Origin of the sequence: Bradyrhizobium cosmicum, from assembly GCF_032290525.1 — a bacterium.
Classification (GTDB): domain Bacteria; phylum Pseudomonadota; class Alphaproteobacteria; order Rhizobiales; family Xanthobacteraceae; genus Bradyrhizobium; species Bradyrhizobium cosmicum_A.
In genome coordinates this window covers 26,839-49,146 of sequence record NZ_JASXTA010000028.1, presented here as the reverse complement: position 1 = coordinate 49,146, position 22,308 = coordinate 26,839, and the positions used below count along the sequence as shown (strand labels likewise).

At 65.3% G+C, this 22,308-nt stretch carries 18 protein-coding genes; 8 read left to right on the top strand and 10 right to left on the bottom strand.

Translation table 11 applies throughout. From position 1 onward, the window contains the following. Positions 1–7: 7 nt before the first annotated feature. Positions 8–1,456, top strand: a complete 1,449-nt coding sequence (locus QSV46_RS34250; RefSeq protein WP_314962068.1) for an aldehyde dehydrogenase family protein — start codon at positions 8–10, stop codon at positions 1,454–1,456. Between the two features lie 121 nt (positions 1,457–1,577). Beyond that, entirely contained in the window at positions 1,578–3,119 is a 1,542-nt protein-coding gene (gene garD / locus QSV46_RS34245) for a galactarate dehydratase (RefSeq protein ID WP_314962065.1), read from the top strand. Positions 3,120–3,131: 12 nt separating this feature from the next. On the opposite strand, the gene QSV46_RS34240 is transcribed toward garD, so the two are convergent. Both QSV46_RS34240 and QSV46_RS34235 read right to left on the bottom strand, forming a co-directional pair. Continuing rightward, positions 3,132–3,875: a hypothetical protein gene (locus QSV46_RS34240; protein WP_314962064.1), complete on the bottom strand. Its 744-nt coding sequence runs from the start codon at positions 3,873–3,875 to the stop codon at positions 3,132–3,134. A gap of 6 nt (positions 3,876–3,881) precedes the next feature. Beyond that, on the bottom strand, positions 3,882–4,775 hold the full coding sequence (locus QSV46_RS34235; RefSeq protein WP_314962062.1) for a MipA/OmpV family protein: 894 nt from the start codon (positions 4,773–4,775) through the stop codon (positions 3,882–3,884). A gap of 350 nt (positions 4,776–5,125) precedes the next feature. Between QSV46_RS34235 and QSV46_RS34230 the strand changes: the two genes are divergently transcribed. The 3 genes from QSV46_RS34230 to QSV46_RS34220 all read left to right on the top strand — a co-directional run bounded on the left by QSV46_RS34230 (position 5,126) and on the right by QSV46_RS34220 (position 7,628). Beyond that, on the top strand, positions 5,126–5,806 hold the full coding sequence (locus QSV46_RS34230; protein WP_314962060.1) for a response regulator transcription factor: 681 nt from the start codon (positions 5,126–5,128) through the stop codon (positions 5,804–5,806). 62 nt (positions 5,807–5,868) lie between these two features. Further along, positions 5,869–7,167, top strand: coding sequence for a HAMP domain-containing sensor histidine kinase (locus QSV46_RS34225; protein WP_314962057.1), 1,299 nt, complete (start codon positions 5,869–5,871; stop codon positions 7,165–7,167). Between the two features lie 191 nt (positions 7,168–7,358). Continuing rightward, on the top strand, positions 7,359–7,628 hold the full coding sequence (locus QSV46_RS34220; protein WP_314962054.1) for a hypothetical protein: 270 nt from the start codon (positions 7,359–7,361) through the stop codon (positions 7,626–7,628). A gap of 42 nt (positions 7,629–7,670) precedes the next feature. Here the strand turns inward: QSV46_RS34220 and QSV46_RS34215 are convergent, their stop codons facing one another. Continuing rightward, positions 7,671–8,027 (bottom strand): hypothetical protein, encoded by a 357-nt coding sequence (locus tag QSV46_RS34215; protein WP_314962051.1) that lies wholly within the window; start codon positions 8,025–8,027, stop codon positions 7,671–7,673. A 352-nt stretch (positions 8,028–8,379) separates the two neighbouring features. Between QSV46_RS34215 and QSV46_RS34210 the strand changes: the two genes are divergently transcribed. Beyond that, positions 8,380–9,510, top strand: a complete 1,131-nt coding sequence (locus QSV46_RS34210; protein WP_314962049.1) for a hypothetical protein — start codon at positions 8,380–8,382, stop codon at positions 9,508–9,510. Positions 9,511–9,594: 84 nt separating this feature from the next. Here the strand turns inward: QSV46_RS34210 and QSV46_RS34205 are convergent, their stop codons facing one another. Together QSV46_RS34205 and QSV46_RS34200 are read right to left on the bottom strand one after the other, a co-directional pair. After that, positions 9,595–10,200: a DUF2147 domain-containing protein gene (locus tag QSV46_RS34205; RefSeq protein ID WP_314962047.1), complete on the bottom strand. Its 606-nt coding sequence runs from the start codon at positions 10,198–10,200 to the stop codon at positions 9,595–9,597. Between the two features lie 103 nt (positions 10,201–10,303). Beyond that, positions 10,304–11,332: an NAD(P)/FAD-dependent oxidoreductase gene (locus QSV46_RS34200; protein ID WP_314962045.1), complete on the bottom strand. Its 1,029-nt coding sequence runs from the start codon at positions 11,330–11,332 to the stop codon at positions 10,304–10,306. A 183-nt stretch (positions 11,333–11,515) separates the two neighbouring features. On the opposite strand from QSV46_RS34200, the gene QSV46_RS34195 reads away from it, so the two are divergent. Then, positions 11,516–11,983 (top strand): thioesterase family protein, encoded by a 468-nt coding sequence (locus QSV46_RS34195; protein WP_314962043.1) that lies wholly within the window; start codon positions 11,516–11,518, stop codon positions 11,981–11,983. A 43-nt stretch (positions 11,984–12,026) separates the two neighbouring features. Here QSV46_RS34195 and QSV46_RS34190 read toward each other — a convergent pair whose 3' ends face one another. Then, positions 12,027–12,347, bottom strand: coding sequence for a 2Fe-2S iron-sulfur cluster-binding protein (locus tag QSV46_RS34190; RefSeq protein WP_314962041.1), 321 nt, complete (start codon positions 12,345–12,347; stop codon positions 12,027–12,029). 168 nt (positions 12,348–12,515) lie between these two features. Further along, a complete protein-coding gene (locus QSV46_RS34185; RefSeq protein ID WP_314962038.1) occupies positions 12,516–12,890 on the bottom strand; it encodes an Hpt domain-containing protein in 375 nt (124 codons plus the stop codon). Between the two features lie 394 nt (positions 12,891–13,284). Between QSV46_RS34185 and QSV46_RS34180 the strand changes: the two genes are divergently transcribed. Continuing rightward, entirely contained in the window at positions 13,285–19,062 is a 5,778-nt protein-coding gene (locus tag QSV46_RS34180) for a negative regulator of septation ring formation (protein WP_314962035.1), read from the top strand. A 296-nt stretch (positions 19,063–19,358) separates the two neighbouring features. On the opposite strand, the gene QSV46_RS34175 is transcribed toward QSV46_RS34180, so the two are convergent. Genes QSV46_RS34175 through QSV46_RS34165 form a run of 3 tightly spaced genes read right to left on the bottom strand, consistent with a single transcriptional unit; the run spans position 19,359 to position 22,177 of the window. Beyond that, complete coding sequence (locus QSV46_RS34175) at positions 19,359–20,237, bottom strand: MlaD family protein (RefSeq protein WP_314962032.1); 879 nt, start codon at positions 20,235–20,237, stop codon at positions 19,359–19,361. 21 nt (positions 20,238–20,258) lie between these two features. Next, positions 20,259–21,041, bottom strand: a complete 783-nt coding sequence (locus tag QSV46_RS34170) for an ABC transporter ATP-binding protein (protein WP_314962029.1) — start codon at positions 21,039–21,041, stop codon at positions 20,259–20,261. 2 nt (positions 21,042–21,043) lie between these two features. After that, positions 21,044–22,177, bottom strand: a complete 1,134-nt coding sequence (locus QSV46_RS34165; protein ID WP_314962026.1) for an ABC transporter permease — start codon at positions 22,175–22,177, stop codon at positions 21,044–21,046. Between the last annotated feature and the right edge of the window lie 131 nt (positions 22,178–22,308).

Genomic DNA, 22,308 nt, shown 5'->3' with positions numbered 1-22,308 from the left:
GAATGAGATGACTGCGATCCTGAAAAACTTCATCGGCGGCGAATGGGTCGACGGCTCCGGCGTCACCAAGAACATCAACCCTTCCAATACCAACGACCTCGTCGGCGAATACGCCAAGGCCGACAAGGCGCAGACCGAGAAGGCGATCGCCGCCGCCAAGGCCGCCTTCCCGGCCTGGGCGCAGTCGACACCGCAAGTGCGTTATGACGCGCTGAACAAGATTTCTCTCGAAATCCTCGCCCGCAAGGAAGAGCTCGGCCGCCTGCTCGCCCGCGAGGAAGGCAAGACCCTCCCCGAGGGCATCGGCGAGGTCGCCCGCGCCGGCCAGATCTTTGCATTCTTCGCCGGCGAGGCGCTGCGGCTGATCGGCGAGAAGGGCGCCTCCGTGCGTCCCGGCCTCGACGTCGAGCTCACCCGCGAGCCGGTCGGCGTCATCGGCATGATCACGCCCTGGAATTTCCCGATCGCCATCCCGGCCTGGAAGATCGCGCCCGCGCTCTGCTACGGCAACACGGTGGTGTTCAAGCCGGCAGAGCTGGTGCCGGGCTCGGCGCATGCGCTGTCCGAGATCATCACCCGGTCGGGTATTCCGGCCGGCGTGTTCAACCTCGTGGTCGGCTCGGGCTCCGTGGTCGGCCAGACCCTGCTCGAGCATCCTGATGTCGCGGCGATCTCCTTCACCGGCTCGGTGCAGACCGGCCGCAAGATCGCGCAGGCCTGCGTGCTGTCGAACCCGATGAAGAAGTTCCAGCTCGAGATGGGCGGCAAGAATCCCCTCGTCGTGCTCGACGACGCCGACCTCAAGACCGCCGTCGAGGTCGCTGTCAACGGCGCTTATTTCTCCACCGGCCAGCGCTGCACCGCCTCGTCCCGCCTGATCGTCACCGAAGGCATTCACGACCGTTTCGTTGCGGCGATGACCGAGCGCTTGAACGGCCTGACGGTGGACGATGCGCTCAAGGCCGGCGTGCATATCGGCCCGGTGGTCGACCAGAGCCAGCTCGACCAGGACCTGCGCTACATCAAGATCGGTCAGGACGAGGGCGCAAAACTCGCCTTCGGTGGCGAGCTGCTCAAGCGCGAGACGCCCGGCCATTACCTCCAGCCGGCGCTGTTCACCGAGGCCAACAACAACATGCGCATTTCGCGCGAGGAGGTCTTCGGCCCGGTCGCCGCCGTCATCCGTGCCAAGAACTACGACGAAGCGCTGGCGATCTCCAACGACACCGACTTCGGCCTCGCCTCCGGCATCTGCACCACCAGCCTGAAATACGCCTCGCACTACAAGCGCAACAGCGAGTCCGGCATGGTGATGGTCAACCTGCCGACCGCCGGCGTCGACTATCACGTGCCGTTCGGCGGCCGGAAGGGCTCGAGCTACGGCGCCCGCGAGCAGGGCTCCTATGCCCGCGAGTTCTACACCACGGTGAAGACGGCTTATACCTTCCCCGGCTAACCACGGGGAAGATATCGTAGGGTGGGCAAAGCGAAGCGTGCCCACCGCTTACGTTCGGTGTGAAGCATGGGCGCGTTGCGCCTTTGCCCACCCTACGATTTCAGCTTCTGAGGCAAAGCGCATGGACCAGGACGTCGCAGCGAAAGAGCAGCCCCGCTACATCAAGCTCAACGAGCGCGACAATGTCGCAATCGTGGTCAATGATTTCGGGCTTCCCGCCGGCTCCCGCTTCGCCAGCGGGCTGACGCTGCGCGCCTTTGTCCCTCAAGGGCACAAAACCGCGCTGGTCGATATCGCGGAAGGCGCACCGATCGTGCGCTACGGCGAGGTGATCGGCCACGCGCTGTCACCGATCCTGGCCGGCGAATGGGTGGATGAAGCCCGCATCCGCATGCCGGACGCTCCCGACCTCGACAAGCTCGAGATCTCCACCGCCGTCCCCGCGCCGCTGCCGCCGCTCGAAGGCTTTACCTTCGAAGGCTTCCGCAACACCGACGGCTCGGTCGGCACCAAAAACATCCTCGGCATCTCCTCCTCCGTGCAATGCGTCAAGGGCACGATGGAATATGCGGTGAAGCGCATCCGGGCCGAGCTCTTGCCGAAGTACCCGAACGTCGATGACGTCGTGCCGCTGACCCATGCCTATGGCTGCGGCGTGGCGATCAATGCCCCTGATGCCGTCATTCCGATCCGCACCCTGCAAAACATCGCGCAGAACCCGAATTTCGGTGGCGAGATTCTGGTCATCAGCCTCGGCTGCGAAAAGCTCGCGCCCGAGCGGCTGGTGCCGGAAGGCGTCAGCGATGCCATCGTGCGCATGCAGGATGAGGCCTTCGACGGCTTTGGCGCGATCGTCGATGCCATCATGACGCAGGCCGAAGCACGCCTGAAGATTCTTAATACCCGCAAGCGCGAGACCTGTCCGGCCTCCGATCTCGTCATCGGCCTGCAATGCGGCGGCAGCGACGCCTTCTCCGGCGTCACCGCCAATCCCGCCCTCGGCTTCGCCGCCGACCTGCTGGTGCGCGCCGGCGCCACCGTGATGTTCTCGGAAGTCACCGAGGTGCGCGATGCCATCCAGCTGCTCACGCGACGCGCCATCAACGAGGACGTCGGCCGCGCGCTGGTGCGCGAGATGGCCTGGTACGACTCTTATCTGGCCCGCGGCGGCGCCGACCGCAGCGCCAACACCACGCCCGGCAACAAGAAGGGCGGCCTCGCCAACATCGTCGAGAAGTCGTTGGGCTCGATCGTCAAGTCCGGATCAAGCGCCATCACCGGCGTGCTCTCGCCCGGCGAGAAGGCGACGCAGAAGGGCATGCTGTTCGCGGCAACGCCCGCATCCGATTTCATCTGCGGCACGCTTCAGCTCGCCTCGGGCATGACCTTGCAGGTATTCACCACCGGCCGCGGCACGCCCTATGGCCTTGCGGCCGCGCCCGTGATCAAGGTTGCGACCCGCACAGAGCTGGCCCGCCGCTGGAAGGACCTGATCGATTTCGATGCCGGCGGCATCGCTACCGGCGAGAAGACCATCGAGGAAACCGGCTGGGACCTGTTCCGCCTGATCCTCGATGTCGCCAGCGGCCGCATCAAGCCGTGGTCGGATCGCTGGGGCATCCACAACGATCTCACGCTGTTCAATCCGGCGCCGGTGACCTGAAGCCGACGGGCTTCACTGGGCCTCGATCAGGTGCATGTCGCCCAGCGTGACCGGCAGGCTGCGCGTGATGAGATCGGCAATGGCCGCGCGCAGCCGTTCACTCGAAGGCGGACCTTCAAACGTCTCGTCGACCGGCCCACTCGGACCGGCAAGCCGCATGGTCCCGGTGTTGTCGAGCGGCGCGGCCGCCCTCTTCTCGATCACGTCGAACGACTTGCCCTCGATCACGCGGACCTCGTAGAGCGCGTGGACCAGACCATAATCTGCAAGCAGCGTGCGATATTGGGCGAGCCCGACGCCCTCGATATTGCGGCCGTTGCCGAGCTTCGATTTCGCGCGGGTGATGACGACATAGGCATCCAGCCCCTGCGGAGCGACATCGCTGCGGACCAGCTCCTTGAAGGGATCGCTGCGCAGCAGATTGACGGGTGCAACCGCCGAGTCCCTGATCGCGGCGAACGCGGCGCGCCGGTAGCTCACCGGCTGCACGCGAAAGCGTCCGCTGAGCAGCTTCGTCGTCTGCTGGACGATCAGCTCGTCTAGTCTCCAGGCGCTGATCGAGATGCTTTGCCCGGTATTGCCAAGCCCGATCAGGCCGGCTTGCGTCAGGCTCATCTCCTCGCCGATGGCCGAGACGATCCCGATGGTCTTGATCGCCTGGAGCCGCGTGGCGCGCGTCTCGAACGCTGCAGCGGCACCGAGAGCGACGGAGACGACCGCGAGGCCGGCCCATAATAAGATGACAATGCGGCGCATGACGACCTATCGAATCCTGAAATCGAACGAATAGGACGCGCCGAGGCCGATCGTCGTCTGGTTCGACGAGCCTCGCAGCTTCACGAGCGGGCTGTCCGCGACGTCGCCGAGCAGCTTCTGGTACTCGACATAGGCGTGGACCTCCCACTGCGGACTGATGCGATAGGAGATCTGGCTGCCAAAGCCGACCGAATGCGCGCCGCCCCTGGCATCGTACCTCGGCAATCCCGACGCCAGTGCCTGCGCGGCGTCGACTCCGAAATACGGCGCAGTCGCCTTGGTGCTTTTCCAGGTGAAGCGCGGGCCGGCCGAGATCGTGAGCCTCTGGATCAGCGGCACGATGACGTCGGCGGAGACATCGGCCACCGTGCCGGTATGCCCGCCCATGCCCTGGCGCAATTCGCTGCGCAGGCGAAGCCAGTCGACCGGATAATACTCGACGAAACCGCCGAGCTCGTATGCGGCCTTGACGTCGCCAAGACCGGTCAGCTCGACATATTTGTCGCTCTTGCGCGAGGCGACGTATTTGAACGCGAGTCCGGCGCGAAAATTACCGACGTCGAGCAGCGCAATGCTGGCGCTGTCGCGGGGCCCGCGAAACTGGTCGATCGATCCGGCGCGGCGGATGGTGAAGATCGGGATCGGAAGGAGCTTGCCGTTTTTCGAACCGACGAAATCCGGCGTATAATCCCCGCCGATGCCGACCATGACGGTCCAGTTGCCGGAGGGCGAAGGCAGCATCGGCACGTCGAACGGCGGCGCCGGCAGCGTGAACGCCGTCTGCGCCGATACCGGCTGAGGGATTGCGAGGATCGCGCCGAGTGCGGCAAGGAAAGCGGTCAGCAAGACCTGCTGCGCCCTCGCCTCGGGTTCGAGAGCGGCGTCGTCAAGATGCTTCATTACGGGGCCCCGGACCGGCCTTGCTGGCCTGGTCGGCTTGTGTTGGTTAGGAGCTCAGCATGTGGCCCGGCAAAATTGCCCCAAGATTGCAAGGCGAAGCAGCAGCACCGGGACATTTCGGCGTGTGCGAAACGCGCGCCCGCACGAGCAACATTGCCCGAACATTGCCGGGCCGCGCGCACACTCGAAACTTCGGCCGCCAGCGCCCTTGAGCATTCTCGGTCCTGCCTTTTATTCGCCAAGCTCGCTGCCTTAATGGGAACCCTGCGCACGAGCCGAGACACCAGACTTCGGCCAGGGAGCGTCACGCTCAGGGATTTGTTGCCCCAGCAGAGTCAAGGACGACGCGCTTGCGCTCCCTCGTGATCGAAGACGAACCGCAGATCGGCGCCTATGTCAGCCGCCTGCTCGGACAATTGCACGGCATCGTCGACCTCGTCGGCTCCATCGCGGATGCCCGTCAGGCGCTGGACAACTTCAAATATGATCTCGCGATCGTCGACCGGATGCTGCCCGACGGAGATGCACTCCAGGTGGTCACGGCGCTGAGCCGGTCGCAGGAACGCCCCGCGATCATCATGCTGACGTCCAAGGATGCCAAGGAGGATGTCGTCGATGGCCTCAACGCCGGCGCCGACGATTATCTCGGCAAGCCGTTCGAGCCGCAGGAATTGATCGCCCGGGTGCGCGCGGTATTGCGGCGCCCCCGGCTGCTCGCGCCCTCGGTGCTGTCGCTCGGCAACGTCGAGCTGCATCTTGGCAGCAACGAGGCGGTGGTCGCCGACACCAGGATCCTGCTGCGGCGGCGCGAGGCGCTGATCCTGGACGCGCTCCTGATGCGCCGCGACCGCGTCATCACCCGCGCCGCCCTGATCGAGGAGATCTACGGCTTCGACGACGAGATCGAGTCCAACACGCTCGAAGCCCAGGTCTCGCGTCTGCGGAAGAAACTGACTGAGCTCGGCGGCGACGTTGAGATCCGCAGCATGCGCGGCATCGGGTACATTCTTCGGCTGGCAACACCGCGATGACATCGATCGCCCGGACGTTTGCGCTGTCGCTCGGCATCGCCGCGACGACCATTTTCCTCATCATGCTCGGCATCTTCATCTGGCGGTACCCGACCCAGGAACGCGAGTTCAGGGCGTGCCGGGTTGTGGCTGCCATTCTCGATCGTGCCGCAGTAGTCGAGGGGAAAAACCTGACCATCCGTTCGACCAGCGCCCTCGAGGAATTGAAAGCGGACAGCCCAAACCTCTGGTACGTCGTGTCCTCGGGCGACCTGGTCAGCGAGTACGGCAGCGAACGCCGCCCTGCCCTTCCCTTCGCATTCCCCTATCACGGTCCGGTCGGCTCTTCCGTTTTCGACACGCTCGACCAGACGAGCACCTTCTGCCTTGCCGTCGTGCAACGAGATTCGTTGCAACTCGCAATGATGGTCGGCCAGCATCAGGTTCGGTTCGGCCGGATCGCGAGAAACCTCCTCTTCCGGAATGCATTTTCGATCGCTCTGGTGGCGCTGGCCTTTGCGGTGACCGTCGCCATCGGCTCGGCCCTGGCCGCACGTTTCGTCTCACGGGGTATCGAACGGGTCACACGTCGCGCGCTCGCGATTGATCCATCGGCGCCGCAGGGCTCGATATCCCTGTCCGGAGTGCCGTACGAGCTCAAGCCCCTCGTGGAGGCCCTGAACCGCGCCTTCGGCGAGATCGACGCCTATATCAGGATGCAGCGCCGCTTTCTCGGCAACGCCGCCCATCAGCTCCGCACGCCGTTGACGCTCTTGCGTGCGAAGATCGAAGATGTGCCCGATCCGGCACTGAAGGTCGAGCTGGTGCGCGACGTCCGCCGCCTCACCTCGCTGGTCTCCGCCATGCTCGACCTGGCGAGGCTGCAGAACCGCACGATCGAAAAACGGCCGATCGATCTTGCCGAGATAACGCTGGACGTGCTCGCCGATTTCAGCCCCTCGGCGCTCGACGCCGGTATCGAGCTTGCGCTCGAACGCACTGACGAAGGTCCGCTCCTGGTGCAAGGCGTGGACGCCGCCGTTCGCAGTGCGCTTGCCAATCTCGTCGGCAACGCACTCATTCACGCGCATGGCGCGCGACGCATCGTCGCCACGCTCGGCCGCGGCAGCATCTCGGTCGACGATGACGGCGCGGGCCTGCCCGATGACGCGGAGCACCGGCTGCTCGAGCCGTTTCAGACCGGCAACAGCGCGGGCGACGGCGCCGGCCTCGGCCTGTCGATCGTCCGCGAGATCATGGCCGCGCACGGCGGCGAGCTGGTCATCTCCTCCGTACCCGGCCTCGGCACGACGATGAGCCTGCGCTTTCCCGAATCTACCGCGACGGCCAAAGCTCCGCAACTCGATCTGCAAGCCCACTGACAAGGCGCTTTGCGCCGCTCCGTTAAACCGTGCGGAAACATTGATGCGAAAAACGTCTTCTTCGTTTCGTCCCGTCGCATCGCGCAACCAAATAGTCCGCCAGCGGCGATCGAATGTTCGTCCACGCGCGAACCTGTCGCGCCATCGCGGCGACCAAACCCCCGATTGATATCTTCAACGGAGATTTTCCAATGCGCGTTCTTTCCATGATTGCCGTTGCCGGCGCCATGATTGCCGGCTCGGCCGGTGCATTCGCCAGCGACCTTCCCTCTTACGAAGTGAGTTCGTTCCCGATCTCGGCGACGCAAGTGCGGGTGCTCGGCGGCGCCGGGGTCGAGGAGCAGTCGGCTGCGCCTGCGATGATCGTCGCCGGCATGCCCGCCTCGCCCGCGCAGGTTTCAGTGCTGTCGTCGCGCGTCAAGCGGCTCGCGAGCGCGACCACGAACAGCGAGGCGCGTTGATCGCCTCATGTCGTTTCCGGGGCGCTGGCCCCGGAGCGACCTCTACGTCATGCTGCCCGGCATGAAGCAGCGCACGCGCGGGTGGCCGTCGATATAGTGCTTCCACACCATGGTACGGCCGATCTTGTTCGGCTCGGTGATCACGGCGCCGTCGGGCACAACGACCCACTCATTGTCGATATGCACGCGGAAATGGCCCTTGTCGGATTCCCAATCGACATCGGCGACTACATAGCCGTCGGCATCCGAACAGCATTGCCCGTATTCGCTGTGCAGGCTCTCGAACCAGGGTTTCAGCGGCGAATTGGCGTAACGCCCGTCGTCGCGGGCCAGCGCCGAATTCGCCAGAACAACCGCCAGCCCCAGCAGCATCGCGGCACACGGTCTTGCAGATCTCATATCGTCTCCGCGCGGTCGAGCATCCCGCGGGGGCAAACGCTGCCGTCCGCCCTCCGCAAGGTGCGCGGCGGGCGTGGAGACGGCGACTCGCTCCCCAGCAGCTTGGCCCACAGCTATGCAAATCCGGCGCCAGCGCGCATTCCGGGGAACTACTGCCGCAGGCTGTTACCCGCGACTGCGCGTGTCCTGCAATGTGTGACGCGTCAGCGATTTGACCCAGCTATTTTCAAGGCTTTCCTTGTCGCGCCGGGACGTGTACGAACATTGCAGCGAACCTCTTCGCGTTGTTTAACCGTATGTTTCGATTTGAGAAATCGGGCGTTGGCGTAACAGGCATCGGATCGTCAGCGCTATGAATTCGAGAGAGTTGCTCCCTGGTCAGCAGGACGCGACCGATCTGCCGGCAAATCACGTGCAGTTCGCGCTGGTGATTTCGCGCATGCTCGACACGGTGAAGCACGACGCGGAAGCCAGGCGGCAGATGGTCTACGATCTCGCCCGCTACAAGCTCCAGGAGCAGTTCACCTACGCCGACGCCAAGGGCATCGACCAGATGAAGCGGGCTCTCGAGGTCGCCATCGGGGAAGTCGAGAAGTTCTCGCGTGGCGAGGCGCCGCTGGAGCGCCTCCCGTCGCAGCAACTCACATCGTCAAAGGAGACCGGCAGCCTTCTGGTGTCCGGCGATGCCACCGTTCTGCGATCAGGGATCGGGACATCCCGCAGCAAGCTGCCCGCGAGCTCGGGCCCGCTTCTACCGGTCATCAAGCGCACGGCGGGCATTCTGCTTGCTGTTGGCGCGGTCATTCTGATCGTCTCGCAGCGAGACAATATCGCTGCGCTGCGCCGGCAGATTTCGTCCCAGACCCCGGAGATCGCGCTGGTCGCGCCAAAGCCGGAGACGTCGATTACGGTCGCCAAGCCGGAAATGGTCACGCCGGCCCCAACGCGCGTGCTGCCGACCGACTACGGCATCTACGCCGTCATCGACGACAAGTCGCTGGCGGAGTTGAGCGCGACCGGCCTGATGGCGCCGGACATGCGGATAGCGATTTCACCGGAGTTCAGGAAGCCCGACCGGCCGCGTCTGCCGAACGGGCGCGTGAGGTTCATCGTCTTCCGCCGCGACGCCGCAAGCTTCATCCCGGAGCGCGTCGAGGTTCGAGTCGTCGCGACAATCGCCAGAGAGTTCTCGACCGACGCCGCGGGCAAGACGCTGGGCGGCGGAGGCGACGTGGGCATCATCCGCAATTTCTCTTATCCGCTCCGGGTGTCTCCCATTCCGGGAAAATCCGAGATGTACGAGCTTCACTCAGGCGATACAGGGCTCGAGCTTGCACCGGGACATTACGTCCTGAGTCTGGGATCTCAGGCCTATTATTTCCAGGTCGACGGCGAGATCATTGATTCCCGGCATTGCCTTGAGCGGGTCGTCGCCGGCAGCGGCACATTCTATGCGCCCTGCAGGAAGGCACGGACGTACTGACACTCTCGTAACGCGGGCGAGCGCAGCGAGCTGTTCCGCATATCGCTTCGCTGATAAGGGCTGCGAGAGAATACGGAAACAGCCCTACTGCTTCGGCGCCGGCGCCATCATCGCGCCGCCCTTTTTCGCGGGCGCTGGCGCGGGCTTTGTCGCGGCAGTCGCCTGTGCCGGGAGATATTTGGCGACGATGGCGGGATCGACCTGGGCGATGTTGGCGTCCGGCAGTCGCGTCCAGGTCTCGTCCTTGCCGAACAGGGAAATGCCGAGGAAGCCGCGCATGGTCAGGGTCTGCCCATCCGGGCTCACCGTCATCTTGGCCTTCCAGATGTTGCCGTCGCGCGGATTGACAACGTTGCCGCCGTCATACTTCAGGCCGTCGCGCTTCATGTCGCGGATGAAGGAGAGCCCGAGCACCGGCGCGTTCTTGCGATCGTCCGTACACTTCGCGCAGACCTCGTTCGGATCGTCGCCGGGACGCGGAAAGGTCTTTGCGATCACGCCTTCGAAGATGCCGTTGTGGTCGATGAAGAGAAACCATCCCACGGTCCTGCCGTCTTCGATCTTCTGCCAGAGACCAGCGGCCGTTGGCTGCTGCGCCTGCGCGGCCGCCGGCCTCACCGCGCCAAAAGCCAGCGCAAGTCCGAGCGTGAGAAGCGACAGCAGCCGAAAGCCGGACAACAGATTCCGCATTATGATCACCTTGCTTTTCGACGACTGGAATGGCCGCAGACTACGGCGATTTCGCGAACGGTTCCAGCACCCAAAACATGGGGCATCGCCCCCCACCCCGCGGTCAGCTGACCCCGAGCTTCTTTTGCAGGCTGGAGGACGAGGTCGTGTACTGGAACACCAGCCGCTTGTCCGGATAGACGTAACGATGAGCTTTTTGCGACATCAGCGCGCCCTCGTGGAAGCCGCACAGGATCAGCTTGAGCTTGCCGGGGTAGGTGTTGATGTCGCCGATGGCGAAGATGCCTGATACATTGGTCTCGAACGCGGACGTCTCGACGGGCACCAGATTGTTCTCAAGCGCAATGCCCCAGTTCGCGACCGGACCGAGCTTCATGGTCAGACCGAAGAACGGCAGCATGGTGTCGCAGGAAATTTCGCTCACGCTGTTGTCGTTGCCCTTGACGGTGGCGCCGGAGAGCTTGCCATCCGCGCCTGAAAGCGCGGTGACCTGGCCGAGCCGCAGATCCATCTTGCCGCCAGCGACCAGCGCGCGCATCTGCTCGACGCTGTGGGGCGCGGCGCGAAAATCGTCGCGACGGTGCAACAGCGTGATGCATTTGGCGAGCGGATGCAGATTGAGCGTCCAGTCGAGCGCGGAATCGCCGCCGCCGACGATCAGCACGTTCTTGTCGCGGAAATTTTCCATCTTGCGCACGGCATAATGCACCGAAGTGCCTTCATAGGCTTCGATGCCCGGCACCGGCGGACGCTTGGGCTGGAACGAGCCGCCGCCGGCCGCGATCACCACCACCTTGCACTCGAATACCTTGCCGGCGTCGGTGGTGCAGCGAAACAGGGGATCGCCGATCTTCTCCACCGTCTCGACCATCTCGCCGAGATGGAAGGTCGGATGGAACGGCTTGATCTGCTCCATCAGTGCTTCGGTGAGACCCTGGCCCGAAACCTGCGGAATGCCGGGAATGTCGTAGATCGGCTTTTCCGGATAGAGCTCGGCGCACTGGCCGCCGACCTTGTCGAGGATGTCGATGAAATGCGCCTTCATGTCGAGCAGGCCGAGCTCGAAGGCGGCGAACAGACCGCAGGGGCCCGCGCCAATAATCAGCACGTCGGTTTTGATCACGTCGCTCATGTCGTCTCTTTGTCGATCGTTATCGGTTGGACGGCGCCCCTCCGGACCGAGGTGACCCTGCCTGTCTAGCCAACGGGAATGGATCAGGGAAGGCATAAAAGCGGTGGCGTCCCGCGGCCGCGCCCACTTGCCGGGTCAGGATAACTGGGCTGTAACGAGCAAGGATATGACGGAGATCAATCGGTGAACGCACCAAGCCGCCTCGATACGACGCCGCGCCTGGAGGACTATCCCTATCGCCTCGGCGACAACGTCCGCTTCGGCGATCTCGATCCGAACCAGCACGTCAACAACGCGGTCTATGCCACCTATTTCGAGACCAGCCGTGTCACGCTGATGAAGAGCGCGGACTACGGCCTGACGCCGCCGGGCCTCGCCTGGATCATGGTGCGGCTCGACATCCATTTCCGCGCCGAGCTGCACTGGCCGAATACGATCGAGCTCGGCCTCGGCGTGGTGAAACTGGGACGGACGTCGGTGACCTTCGAGCAGGTCGTGTTCTCGCAGGGGAAATGCATCGCCTCTGCGACCTCGGTCGGCGTCATGATCGACGAGGCGACGCGGCGACCGGCGCCGCTGACCGCCGAGGTGATCGAGAAGCTGAGACCCTGGCACAAGCGCGGCATCGAGGTCGCGCCGCCGAGCACTTGAAGTGTGTGAGGCGAATGAAGCCTGACGTTTCAGGCTTGACGTTTCAGGCCTGGCGTTCCGGCGTCGCGACGACCAGCCCGTCGAGATCGTCGGAGACCTTGATCTGGCAGGACAGGCGCGAGTTCGGGCGCACGTCGAAGCCGAAGTCGAGCATGTCCTCTTCCATCGGCGTCGGGCTGCCGACCTTCTCGCGCCAGGCTTCGTCGACATAGACATGGCAGGTCGCGCAGGCACAGGCGCCGCCGCATTCGGCTTCGATGCCGGGAATGCTGTTGCGGATGGCGGCTTCCATCACGGTCGCGCCGTTCTCGACTTCCACCGTACGCGTTTCGCCCTTGTGGTCGACAAAGTTGATCTTGGCCATGTGTGCTCGTGCTGCCGCGATGTTGGGAATAAAGGAGGGTCCGGGCTGTCCTATAACGGGTCGGTCCGCTCGGCGCCATAGCGTTTTCGCGCGAAATGGACTCCGGTTCGCGCGAAGAAATCCCGTCAAAACAAGCGACTAGGGCCTGATTTTGAGCGAGTCGAAACCCTAGTGCTTCAGGATCGTCTCGATGGCGGCACGGACCTCGGCCACCGCCTCCTTCAGGGCGGCGAAAGCGTGGGGCCGATTGTGGCCGGTCTGGATCGCAGTCTCCAGGCTGGCAGCGGCGTCCGCTACCGCAAAGGCGCCGATCCCGCGCGCCGAACCCTTGAGCTTGTGGGCGAGTGCGCCGGCCTCCGCCGGTAGCGCCGCCATGGCTGCGATCAGGCGGACTGCCTGCTCGGCGAACATGGCCAGCACTTCCTGTTCCAGCTCGGCATCGCCGAGCGTCATCCGGGAGAGATGATCGAGGTCGAGCGGGCTGTCGATGGGTGCAAGCGGGGGCGAGGGCATCCAGTCCATCCGTTGCAGTTCAGGCGTCATGCGAAGGCCCCGGCATCGCGCGATGGTCCGCCGATCCGGCGGTCAGGTTCCCTCACCCAACCACGAAAACGGTTAACGAAATGTTTGGGCCATTTTACCTAATTCCGCCCGTTTATTGACGAAAAGTTGCCGCAATCTGGCGAGTCCGGTGGAGAATTGTATTTGTTGCTAAGGCGTTACGGCGCGATCCTGTTAACGATGATTAAGAATGTCTTAATCGCGGGCATTTCATTCGCGACGCTCTGCCAATAGGATGTTGCAGAAATTGGCGGACAAGCCGTCCGGGTGGGGACGGCTCGGAAATCCGCGCAAGCGGCATGATCCGGTCTGTGGGCTTGCGTAGCGCGCAGGGCTCGCGGGGGGACGCGTACAAGTAACGAGGGCTCGGACTGACATGGCGAACACTCCGAAAAAGGTCAAAGACCCCACAGAAGTTGCGCTTTCTGCGATCCAGGAAGCCCTGAACATCAGCGACACGGCAGCGGATACCAGCCGCAACGCCTCGATGCGCAACGAAACGTCATCCCAGGGGGCGCAGGCGGGCCCCCCGATGTTCGACGAGCCGAGCTTCGAGCCGCGTCCAGCCGCCAACGAGCGTGCCACAGTGTTCGACACGATCGAGGAGCCGCGCTCGCGCCGTCCCGCCAATGACGACCGCGAGACCATCGGCCAGCTGCTCCAGGCGCTTCAGAAGGGCCGCCCCGCCCGCAGCGTCTATACCTTCGCCACCATCTTCGCCGGTGTCTGGCTCGCCGCCTGCGCCGCGCTGACCGTCGGCTTCCTGCCCTCGATCCAGGCCGCCATGGGCCAGAGCGGCGGCGTGCTCGTCATCGCCGGCCTGGTCGCGATGTTCTTCGCGCCGATCATGCTGTTCTACTTCCTGGCAAGCCTGGTCTGGCGCGGCCAGGAAATGCGCATGATCGCGCAGGCGATGGCGCAGGTCGCGATCCGCTTCTCCGAGCCCGAGGGCTCGGCCTCCGATTCCATGGTCACCGTCGGCCAGGCCATCCGCCGCGAGGTCGCGGCGATGGGTGACGGCATCGAGCGCGCCATTGCGCGCGCCGGCGAGCTCGAGACGCTGGTCGCCAACGAGGTCGCGGCGCTCGAGCGGGCCTATTCCGACAACGAAGTGCGCATCCGCGCCCTGCTGCAGGACATCGCGCATCAGCGCGACAATCTGGTCGGCCAGGCCGAGCAGGTCCGCAGCGCCATTTCCGGCGTGCAGATCGATCTACGCCACGACATCGCGCTGATCTCGGACGCGATCGCATCACGCGTCGACGAGGTCGCCAAGTCCATCACCGGCGCGCTGGAAGAGCGCGGCGCCCACATCACGGGCGCGCTGAGCAATGCCGGCGACAACATGATCCTCGCGCTCGGCGAGCGCGGCGGCGACCTGCTCGACCGCCTCGAGGAAGCCAGCAACGAGACCACGCGCGCCGTGCTCGACGCCAGCGAGCGGCTGACCACCAGCCTCAACTTCAAGACCGGCCACGTCCATGACGAGTTCGTCGACCTCGCCGACCGCGTCCACGAGATGCTGAACGAGCGCATCGACCGCATCACCGGCGAGTTCGAGCAGCGCTCCGCCGCGATCGTCGACGGCATCTCCGAGCGCACCGAGCAGGTGCACGATAGCCTGAAGAATTCGTCGGACTCCCTGCTGCTCGAGCTCGAGCTGCGCTCCAACGATCTCTCCGCCAAGATCGACGACGCCGGCAACCGGCTCGCAAACCAGATCATGACCTCCGGCGACAAGGCCAGCGACGCGCTCGACGCCACCGTCAACACGCTCGTTGCCAAGGTCGTCAGCCAGACCGAGACCGCGCACGACTCGCTGTCGCTGCAGATGAGCGCCTTCGACGAGCTGGTGAAGAACCAGGGCACCGAGCTGGTCGAGAAGTTCGCCCGTGATTCCGGCACCCTCGGCGCGCTGATCACCCGCCACATCTCCGAGTTCGACCGCACCGTGAAGACGTTCGGCGGCGAGATCGTCGAGCGCATGGGCCAGCGCACGCAGGACATCCACGAGTCGCTGAAGACCTATGTCGACAATTTCGACACCCGCTTCACCTCGAACGGCGGGGCGATCACCGCCGTGCTCGACCAGCGCCTGATTCAGTTCGAGACCACGATCGGCGAACGCGTCAGCAATCTCGACGCCTCGCTGAACGGCAAGATCGCCAGCCTCGACGGCACGATCGAAGGCCACATCAGGACCTTCGACGACCGGCTCGTCGGCCGCGTCGCCGCGCTCGAACAGTCGTTCGATACCCGCGCGAAGTCCGTGACCGAGACCATCGACAGCCGCCTCAACTCGCTCTCGACGTCGCTGACCGACGGCGCCGCCCAGGCGATCCAGTCGGTCGACACGCGACTGACGCACCTCACGACAACGCTCACCGGCGGCGCGTCGCAGGCGCTCGAGGTCATCGACTCCCGCCTGACCAACCTTACGACGACGCTCACTGGCGGCGCATCCGAGGCACTCGATGCCATCGAGTCCCGCCTGACCAACCTTACGACAACGCTGACCGACGGCGCATCGCAAACGATCCAGACGATCGATACGCGCCTGACGCACCTCACGACGACATTCAACAGCGGCGCGTCTCAGGCGCTCGAGTCGGTCGACAGTCGCCTCACCTATCTGACGACCGCGCTGACGAACGGCGCCTCGCAGGCGGTGCAGTCGATCGACACCCGCCTCACCCTGCTGACCTCGACGCTCACCGACGGCACCGCGCAGGCGATCGAGGCGGTCGACCGCCGCATCACAGGCGTCGCCGAGATCATCGACGGCCGCAGCATGCATCTGACCGACACGGTCACGGCGCGCTTCCAGGACATCCAGCAGGCCATCGAGACCAAGGTCGGCTCGGTCGCCAGCGACATCGACGTGCGCGTGGCGCAGTTCGAGGACCTGCTCGGCTCGCGTGTCGAAGCCGTCGCCGGCCGCATCGAGAGCAGTGGCCGCCAGGCCAGCGAGGACATGATGTCCCGCGCCGAGATGATCTCGACCGCGATCCGCTCGCATGTCGAGGACGCCGAGCGCTCGCTCACCAACCTCGTGGTCAACACCAGCGAAACGATCCAGACCGGTGCGCGCAGCGCCCAGCAGTCGCTGATGACCGTCTCCTCCGACGTCAACGCCCAGCTCAAGATGACTTCGACCGAGGTCGAGCGCGCGCTGACCGCGGTCGGCACCGGTGCTGCGAACTCGATCCTGACCAGCGCCCGCGAGGCGCAGTCGACGCTCGTTGCAGCCTCCGGCGATGCCTCCAACCAGATCAAGGGGCTGACGGCCGACGTCGAACGCACGCTTTCCGCAGCGGGCTCGGCGACCGCAGCCTCGATCCTGGCCGGCGCCCGCGAGGTGCAGACCACGCTCGTCACCGCCTCGTCGGATGCCGCCAACCACGTCAAGACCCTCACCGCTGACGTGCAGCGCTCGCTCTCGATGGCCGGCTCCACCACGGCGGAATCGATCACCGCCGGCGCCCGCGATGCGCAGAGCGCGCTGATCGCGGCCTCGAGCGAGACCGCCAACCAGATCAAGGCGCTGTCCTCGGACGTGCAGCGCTCGCTCTCGATGGCCGGCACCGCGACCGCCGAAACGATCATGAGCGGCGCCCGCGAAGCCCAGAGCACGCTCGTCAACGCGTCGTCGGATGCGGCGAGCCAGGTCAAGTCGCTCGCGGCCGAAGTGCATCGCTCGCTCTCGCAGGTCGGCCAGTCGACCGCCGAGACGATCACGACCAGTGCCCGCGACGCCCAGAGCACCCTGCTCGCGGTCTCGGCCGAACAGACCAGCCAGGTCCGTTCGCTCGCGGCCGAGATGCAGCGCGCGCTGGCGACCGCCGGCGGCGCCACCATCGAGGCGCTCACCAGCGGCGTCCGCGAGGCCCAGGGCACGCTGATCTCCGCCTCGACCGATGCGGCAAGCCAGATCAAGTCGCTGACCACGGACATCGAGCGCACGCTGACCTCGGTCGGCGCGGACACCGCCTCGACCATCCTCAACAGCGCGCGTGAGGCGCAGACGTCGCTGACGTCGACCTCGGCGGATGCCGCGAGCCAGATCCGCGCGATCTCGACCGAGATCGAGCGCACGCTGAGCACGGCCACCGCGAACGCGACCAACGACATCCAGACCAGCGCGCTCAACGCCCAGAACGCGCTGATCAACGCCTCCAACGAGGCGAGCTCGCGGGTCAAGTCGAGCTCGGCCGACGTCGAGCGCTCGGTGCTCGCCGCCAGCAGCAGCTTCGGCCAGGCCATGACCGGCAAGACCGACGAGATCGTCACCTACGTGCAGCAGCAGTCGGACCGCCTCGCGAACATGATCGACGCCAAGCGCGGCTCGCTCGTGGACGCGATCGGCTCCAAGACCAGCCAGCTGACGCTCGACATCGACCGCGTCACCTCCGACGCGCTGAAGTCGATCGAGACGCGCGGCCACGCGTTCTCTCAGACGATGATGGGCAACGGCTCCGAGGTGGCGCGGACCATCAACTCGGCGAGCGAGATGGCGACGGGTGCCGTCAACAAGTCGCTCAAGGACCTCGAGCAGGCCTCGCGCGCGGCGATCGACCAGTCGCGCCAGGTCTCGATCGCGGCCGTCACCGAGATGCAGGAGACCAGCAAGATCCTGCGCACCGACACGGTCGCCCTGTTCGAGCGCCTGCGCGAAGGCAACATCCTGCTCCAGGAGGTGCTCACCGGTGCGCACGACAACCTCAACTCGCTGGAGCGGGCGCTGGTGACGCGCGTCGCCGACTTCGTCTCGGCGATGAACGACGTCACCTCGCGCAACGGCGCTGCGACGCAGAACCTGGAAGACCAGCTCAACGTCTTCAACAGCAAGACCACGAAGGCTCTGCAGGATCTCGGCGAGCTGTCGACGCAGTTCGACGCCCACGGCAAGGCGCTGGTCGAAGCCGCGCAGGTCGTGGAGCAGAGCAACAAGAACACCACCGCCTCGCTCGCCGAGCGCAAGGCGGCGCTGGAATCGCTCGTCACCACGATCGACCTGCGCACCGCCGATCTGGACCAGCGGCTGTCGCGCTTCACCGGCCTGCTCGATGAATCGCTGGCGGCGGCCGAGGAGCGCGCCCGCGACATCGCCCGTGTCGTCGCGGAGACCGCCGGCGCAGGCTCCGCCGCGATCACACGCCAGTTCGAGGCGGTGCGCGCGGCCTCCGAGGAGGAGCACCGCCAGACCGTCGAGGCCATGCACGACATCTACCGCCAGACCACGGACGAGGCGGATACGATGTTCAAGCAGTCGACCGAGAAGTTCACCAACCTCGTCTCCAGCATGAAGCAGATGGCGTTCGAGATGCACAACGAGCTCGAAGCCACGCGCAACGAGCTGCGCCGCGGCGTGCTCGAGATGCCGCAGGAGGCCGCCGAGAGCACTGCGCAGATGCGCAAGGTGATCGTCGACCAGATCGAGGCCCTCGCCGAGCTCAACCGCATCGTCGCCCAGCACGGTCGTGGCCTCGACGTCTCGACGGCGGGCCGCGCTTCTGTCGCCGTCCAGCGCCAGGAAGAGCCGATGATGGCAACTGCGGGCCCTCGCGGTACCGAGACCCGCATGCGCGACACCGGCAGCGCCTCGACGCTGCCGCCGCCGGACCTCGGCATGCCCGCGCCCTCACGCCGCACCGAAGCGCCGCCGGTTGCGCCTTCCAGCAACGACCAGGGCCGCGACGGCTGGCTGTCGGACCTGTTGAACCGCACGGACGCCAATCAGGGCGCCCCGAACGGCCGTGAGGCTCCCCGTGGCCGCCAGGCGCCTGGTCCGCAGCCGCAGGCTCCGCAGGCCAGCAGCAATCCGCTGGAATCGCTGTCGCTCGACATCGGCCGGCTGATGGACCGCAATCTCGCGGCCGAGATGTGGGACCGCTACCAGCGCGGCGAGAACAAGGCCTTCACCAAGCGCCTCTACACGCCCGCCGGCCAGAAGGCCTTCGACGAGGTCGCCCGCAAGTACCGCGCCGACCGCAACTTCAAGGGCACGGTCGACCGCTACGTCGCCGAGTTCGAACGACTGCTCGACGAAGTCGCCCGCGACGGCCGCGGCCCGCAGGAGCTGCGCAACCACCTGACCTCGGAGACGGGCCTGGTGTACACGCTGCTCGCGCACGCGGCGGGCCGGCTGGGGTGAGCGGCTAGCGACAACCAATAGCGAATGAAAACGGAGGCCTTGCGGCCTCCGTTTTGGTTTGTGGTGTCGTTGCGAGGATGACATAGAGAACGCGCACGCATCATTCAGCGCTCTCGTGCCCCGGACGCAGCGCAGCGCCTCTTCGGCGGTGCGCTGCAGAGCCGGGGCCCATGTCGCAGCATTGTAGCGTGTTGCGTTCTGGGTCCCGGCTTTGCGCAGCAGCGTTGCACGCTGCAGCGCGTCCGGGACACGAGACCTGGCGTCGCAATGACGGAGAGAGGCCCGGAGATAAACGCCTACTGCCGCCTGCGCTCGGGTGTCGCTGCCGGCCTCGGCGGTTCGGGCGGCGGGGCGGCGGCCGGCGCGCTGTTGCTGGCGCCGAACAGGACACGGGTCGGGTTGCGGTCGAAATTGTTCACGGCGCGGCTGATGTCGCCGAGGGTGCGGCGGCCGTCGGTCATCAACGCGCCGGAGCGCTTGTCGAAATCCTCGGCCAGTTCGCGGATCGACTTCACCGCCAGCAACAGCTCGCCGCCATCCTTGCCGCCGGCGAGCGTGTTGAGGCCGAGCATCAGGCTGTCGGCCTTGAGCATGACGCCGTCGACCTTGGCCATCACGCCGTCGATCTTCTCGGAGTTGCGCGCGAGCGAGTTGGTGAAGGTCTCGAGATTCTTCAGCGAGTTCTTCACCGACTCCTGATTGTCGGCGACGATCTTGTTGATGTTCTGGAGCGTGCCGCGGATCGCCTCGGTCACATCCTGGAGCTTGTTGGGATCGGCCGTCAGCGTCGGGATACCATCCTGGTCGAGCGGCGGGCCGGGAGCCGCCTCCTCGCCGCCCTTGAGCGAGATCGCGGCAACGCCCGTCAGGCCCTGGAATTCGAGGCCGACCAGGGTGTCCTTGCGGATCGGGGCGTTGTTCTCGATCATGGCGAGTGCGACAACCCGCCGCGGGTTGTCCAGCTTCACCGAGACCACCTCACCCACCCGGATACCATTGAAATTGACGCTGCCGCCATTGCGCAGGCCCGCCGCCGGGCCCTCGAACACGACGCGCAGGGGGCTGCGCTGCTTGGTGGTGTGCAGTGACTGAAACCACAGCACGAAGCCGATCGCCGCGGCGATCACCGCCAGCGTGAACGATCCGATCAGTACGTAATTCGCCCGCGTTTCCATATCAGCTGCTACTCCGGCACCTCAGCCCATCACCGCGCGAGCGCGCTTGCCATGGAAATATTGCCTCAGCCAGGGATGCTGCGAGGCCTGCATGTCGGCGATCGACCCTGCCGCAATGATCTTACCGTTCCCTAAAACGGCGATGCGGTCGCAAGCTGTGTAAAGGCTGTCGAGATCGTGCGTTACCATGAAAACGGTCAGCCCCAAAGTACGCTGAAGCGTCCGGACCAGCTCGTCGAAATCGCCGGCGCCGATCGGATCGAGGCCGGAGGTCGGCTCGTCCAGGAATACCAGATCAGGATCGAGCGACAGCGCGCGCGCCAGCGCCACGCGCTTGATCATGCCACCCGAGAGCTCCGAGGGAAAGCGATCCGCGACTTCCGGCTTGAGGCCGACCATGGTGAGCTTGGCCATGGTGATCTCGTCCATCAGCCGCTGCGAGACACGGAGGTATTCGCGCATCGGAAACTGGATGTTCTGCCGCACGGTCAGCGAGGAGAACAGCGCGCCCTGCTGAAACAGCACGCCCCAGCGCCGCTCGACGTTGCGGCGCTGCGATGTGCTGGAGGAATCCAGGTCGACGCCGAACACCTCGATGGAGCCCGCGACCTTCGGCACGAGGCCGATGATGGTGCGCGTCAGCACCGACTTGCCCGCGCCCGAAGGGCCGACGAATCCCAATATCTCGCCGCGCTTGACGTCGAGGTTGAGGCCGTCGAGCACGCGCGTCGTGCCGAACTGCACGGTGATGCCACGGACGCGGATGATGGGGTTTTGAATCTCGCTTTGAGCTTGCTGCGCCATCGTCACATCCCGATCGAGGCGAAGAAGATGGCGAACACGCCGTCCATGACGATGACGAAGAAAATGCCTTTCACCACCGACGCCGTGGTGTGCTGGCCGAGCGATTCCGCGCTGCCCTGCACCGCGAGGCCCTCGACGCAGGCGACGATGCCGATCACCGCGGCCATCACCGGCGCTTTCACGATGCCGACGATGAAATGGTCGATCGAGATGGCATCGCGTAGGCGCAGCAGGAAAGCTTCGGGCTCGACCCCGCCATAGAGCCAGGCGACGAGCCCGCCGCCATAGAGCGCGGCCATCGCGCCGAGGAAAGCCAGGATCGGCAGCGCCAGCACCAGCGCGAGCATGCGCGGCAGCACCAGCACCTCGATCGGGTCGAACCCCATGGTGCGCAGCGCGTCGATCTCCTCGCGCATCTTCATCGAGCCGAGCTCGGCGGTATAGGCGCTGCCCGAGCGGCCCGCGACCATGATCGCGACCAGCAGCACGCCGATCTCGCGCAGCACCAGCACGCCGAGCATGTCGACGACGAAGATGTCGGCACCGAAGCGGCGGAAATGGAAGATGCCCTGCTGCGCGATGATACAGCCGATCAGGAAGGTGATCAGGACGACGATCGGGACCGCGCGCCAGCAGACCTGCTCCATGTGATGCACGGTCGAGGTCAGACGGAACGAGCGGGGGTGGATCAGGATGCGCGCGCCCGCCGCAAGCACCGCGCCGAGCATGTCGACGAGGCCGGCGACCGTGCCGGCAATGCCGGCCACGGTCCGGCCGATCTGCTCCAGCATGCCGGTGATGGTGATGGTGCTGCCGTCGGCCACCGGGTTCGCCCGGACCCGGCGCACCTCGTCCACGAGGCTCGAATAGTTCGCCGAGAGCCCCGCGATCTGCGCCTCGACGGCGCCGTGGGTCAGGCTGCGGCGCAGCCGCTCGATCAGCCAGGCACCGAAAGTGTCGAGCTTGGCGACGTCGGAGACGTCGATGAAGATGCGTTGCGAGCCGCCGGAAAGCTTCTCGGCGTCAGCCACCATCCGCTCCAGCACCGGCGCGAAGCTCGCGGTCCAGGTTCCGGTGGCGCAGAGTGCCAGCGCGTTGCCCCTGGCAATCCGTTCCAGCTTTGGACCGCCGCTCAAGGTATCCGCTCCCGTGCCGGGGCGGAGAAAATCAGATGGTTGCGCACGCGCCCTTACCCAGAGAAGGTATCCCCAACTGGTTAACGTTAGTTGCTAGAGGTAACTAGCAGGTTCAGATTTCGCCAGAGTTC

Excerpts from the sequence above, each read along its gene's own strand:
- QSV46_RS34205 (WP_314962047.1), bottom strand. The coding sequence starts at position 10,200 with ATGCGGAATCTGTTGTCCGGCTTTCGGCTGCTGTCGCTTCTCACGCTC.
- QSV46_RS34220 (WP_314962054.1), top strand. The coding sequence starts at position 7,359 with ATGCGCGTTCTTTCCATGATTGCCGTTGCCGGCGCCATGATTGCCGGC.
- QSV46_RS34210 (WP_314962049.1), top strand. The coding sequence starts at position 8,380 with ATGAATTCGAGAGAGTTGCTCCCTGGTCAGCAGGACGCGACCGATCTG.
- QSV46_RS34170 (WP_314962029.1), bottom strand. The coding sequence starts at position 21,041 with ATGGCGCAGCAAGCTCAAAGCGAGATTCAAAACCCCATCATCCGCGTC.
- QSV46_RS34240 (WP_314962064.1), bottom strand. The coding sequence starts at position 3,875 with ATGCGCCGCATTGTCATCTTATTATGGGCCGGCCTCGCGGTCGTCTCC.
- QSV46_RS34235 (WP_314962062.1), bottom strand. The coding sequence starts at position 4,775 with ATGAAGCATCTTGACGACGCCGCTCTCGAACCCGAGGCGAGGGCGCAG.
- QSV46_RS34200 (WP_314962045.1), bottom strand. The coding sequence starts at position 11,332 with ATGAGCGACGTGATCAAAACCGACGTGCTGATTATTGGCGCGGGCCCC.
- QSV46_RS34180 (WP_314962035.1), top strand. The coding sequence starts at position 13,285 with ATGGCGAACACTCCGAAAAAGGTCAAAGACCCCACAGAAGTTGCGCTT.
- QSV46_RS34185 (WP_314962038.1), bottom strand. The coding sequence starts at position 12,890 with ATGACGCCTGAACTGCAACGGATGGACTGGATGCCCTCGCCCCCGCTT.
- QSV46_RS34175 (WP_314962032.1), bottom strand. The coding sequence starts at position 20,237 with ATGGAAACGCGGGCGAATTACGTACTGATCGGATCGTTCACGCTGGCG.
- QSV46_RS34225 (WP_314962057.1), top strand. The coding sequence starts at position 5,869 with ATGCTCGGCATCTTCATCTGGCGGTACCCGACCCAGGAACGCGAGTTC.
- garD (WP_314962065.1), top strand. The coding sequence starts at position 1,578 with ATGGACCAGGACGTCGCAGCGAAAGAGCAGCCCCGCTACATCAAGCTC.
- QSV46_RS34250 (WP_314962068.1), top strand. The coding sequence starts at position 8 with ATGACTGCGATCCTGAAAAACTTCATCGGCGGCGAATGGGTCGACGGC.
- QSV46_RS34215 (WP_314962051.1), bottom strand. The coding sequence starts at position 8,027 with ATGAGATCTGCAAGACCGTGTGCCGCGATGCTGCTGGGGCTGGCGGTT.
- QSV46_RS34190 (WP_314962041.1), bottom strand. The coding sequence starts at position 12,347 with ATGGCCAAGATCAACTTTGTCGACCACAAGGGCGAAACGCGTACGGTG.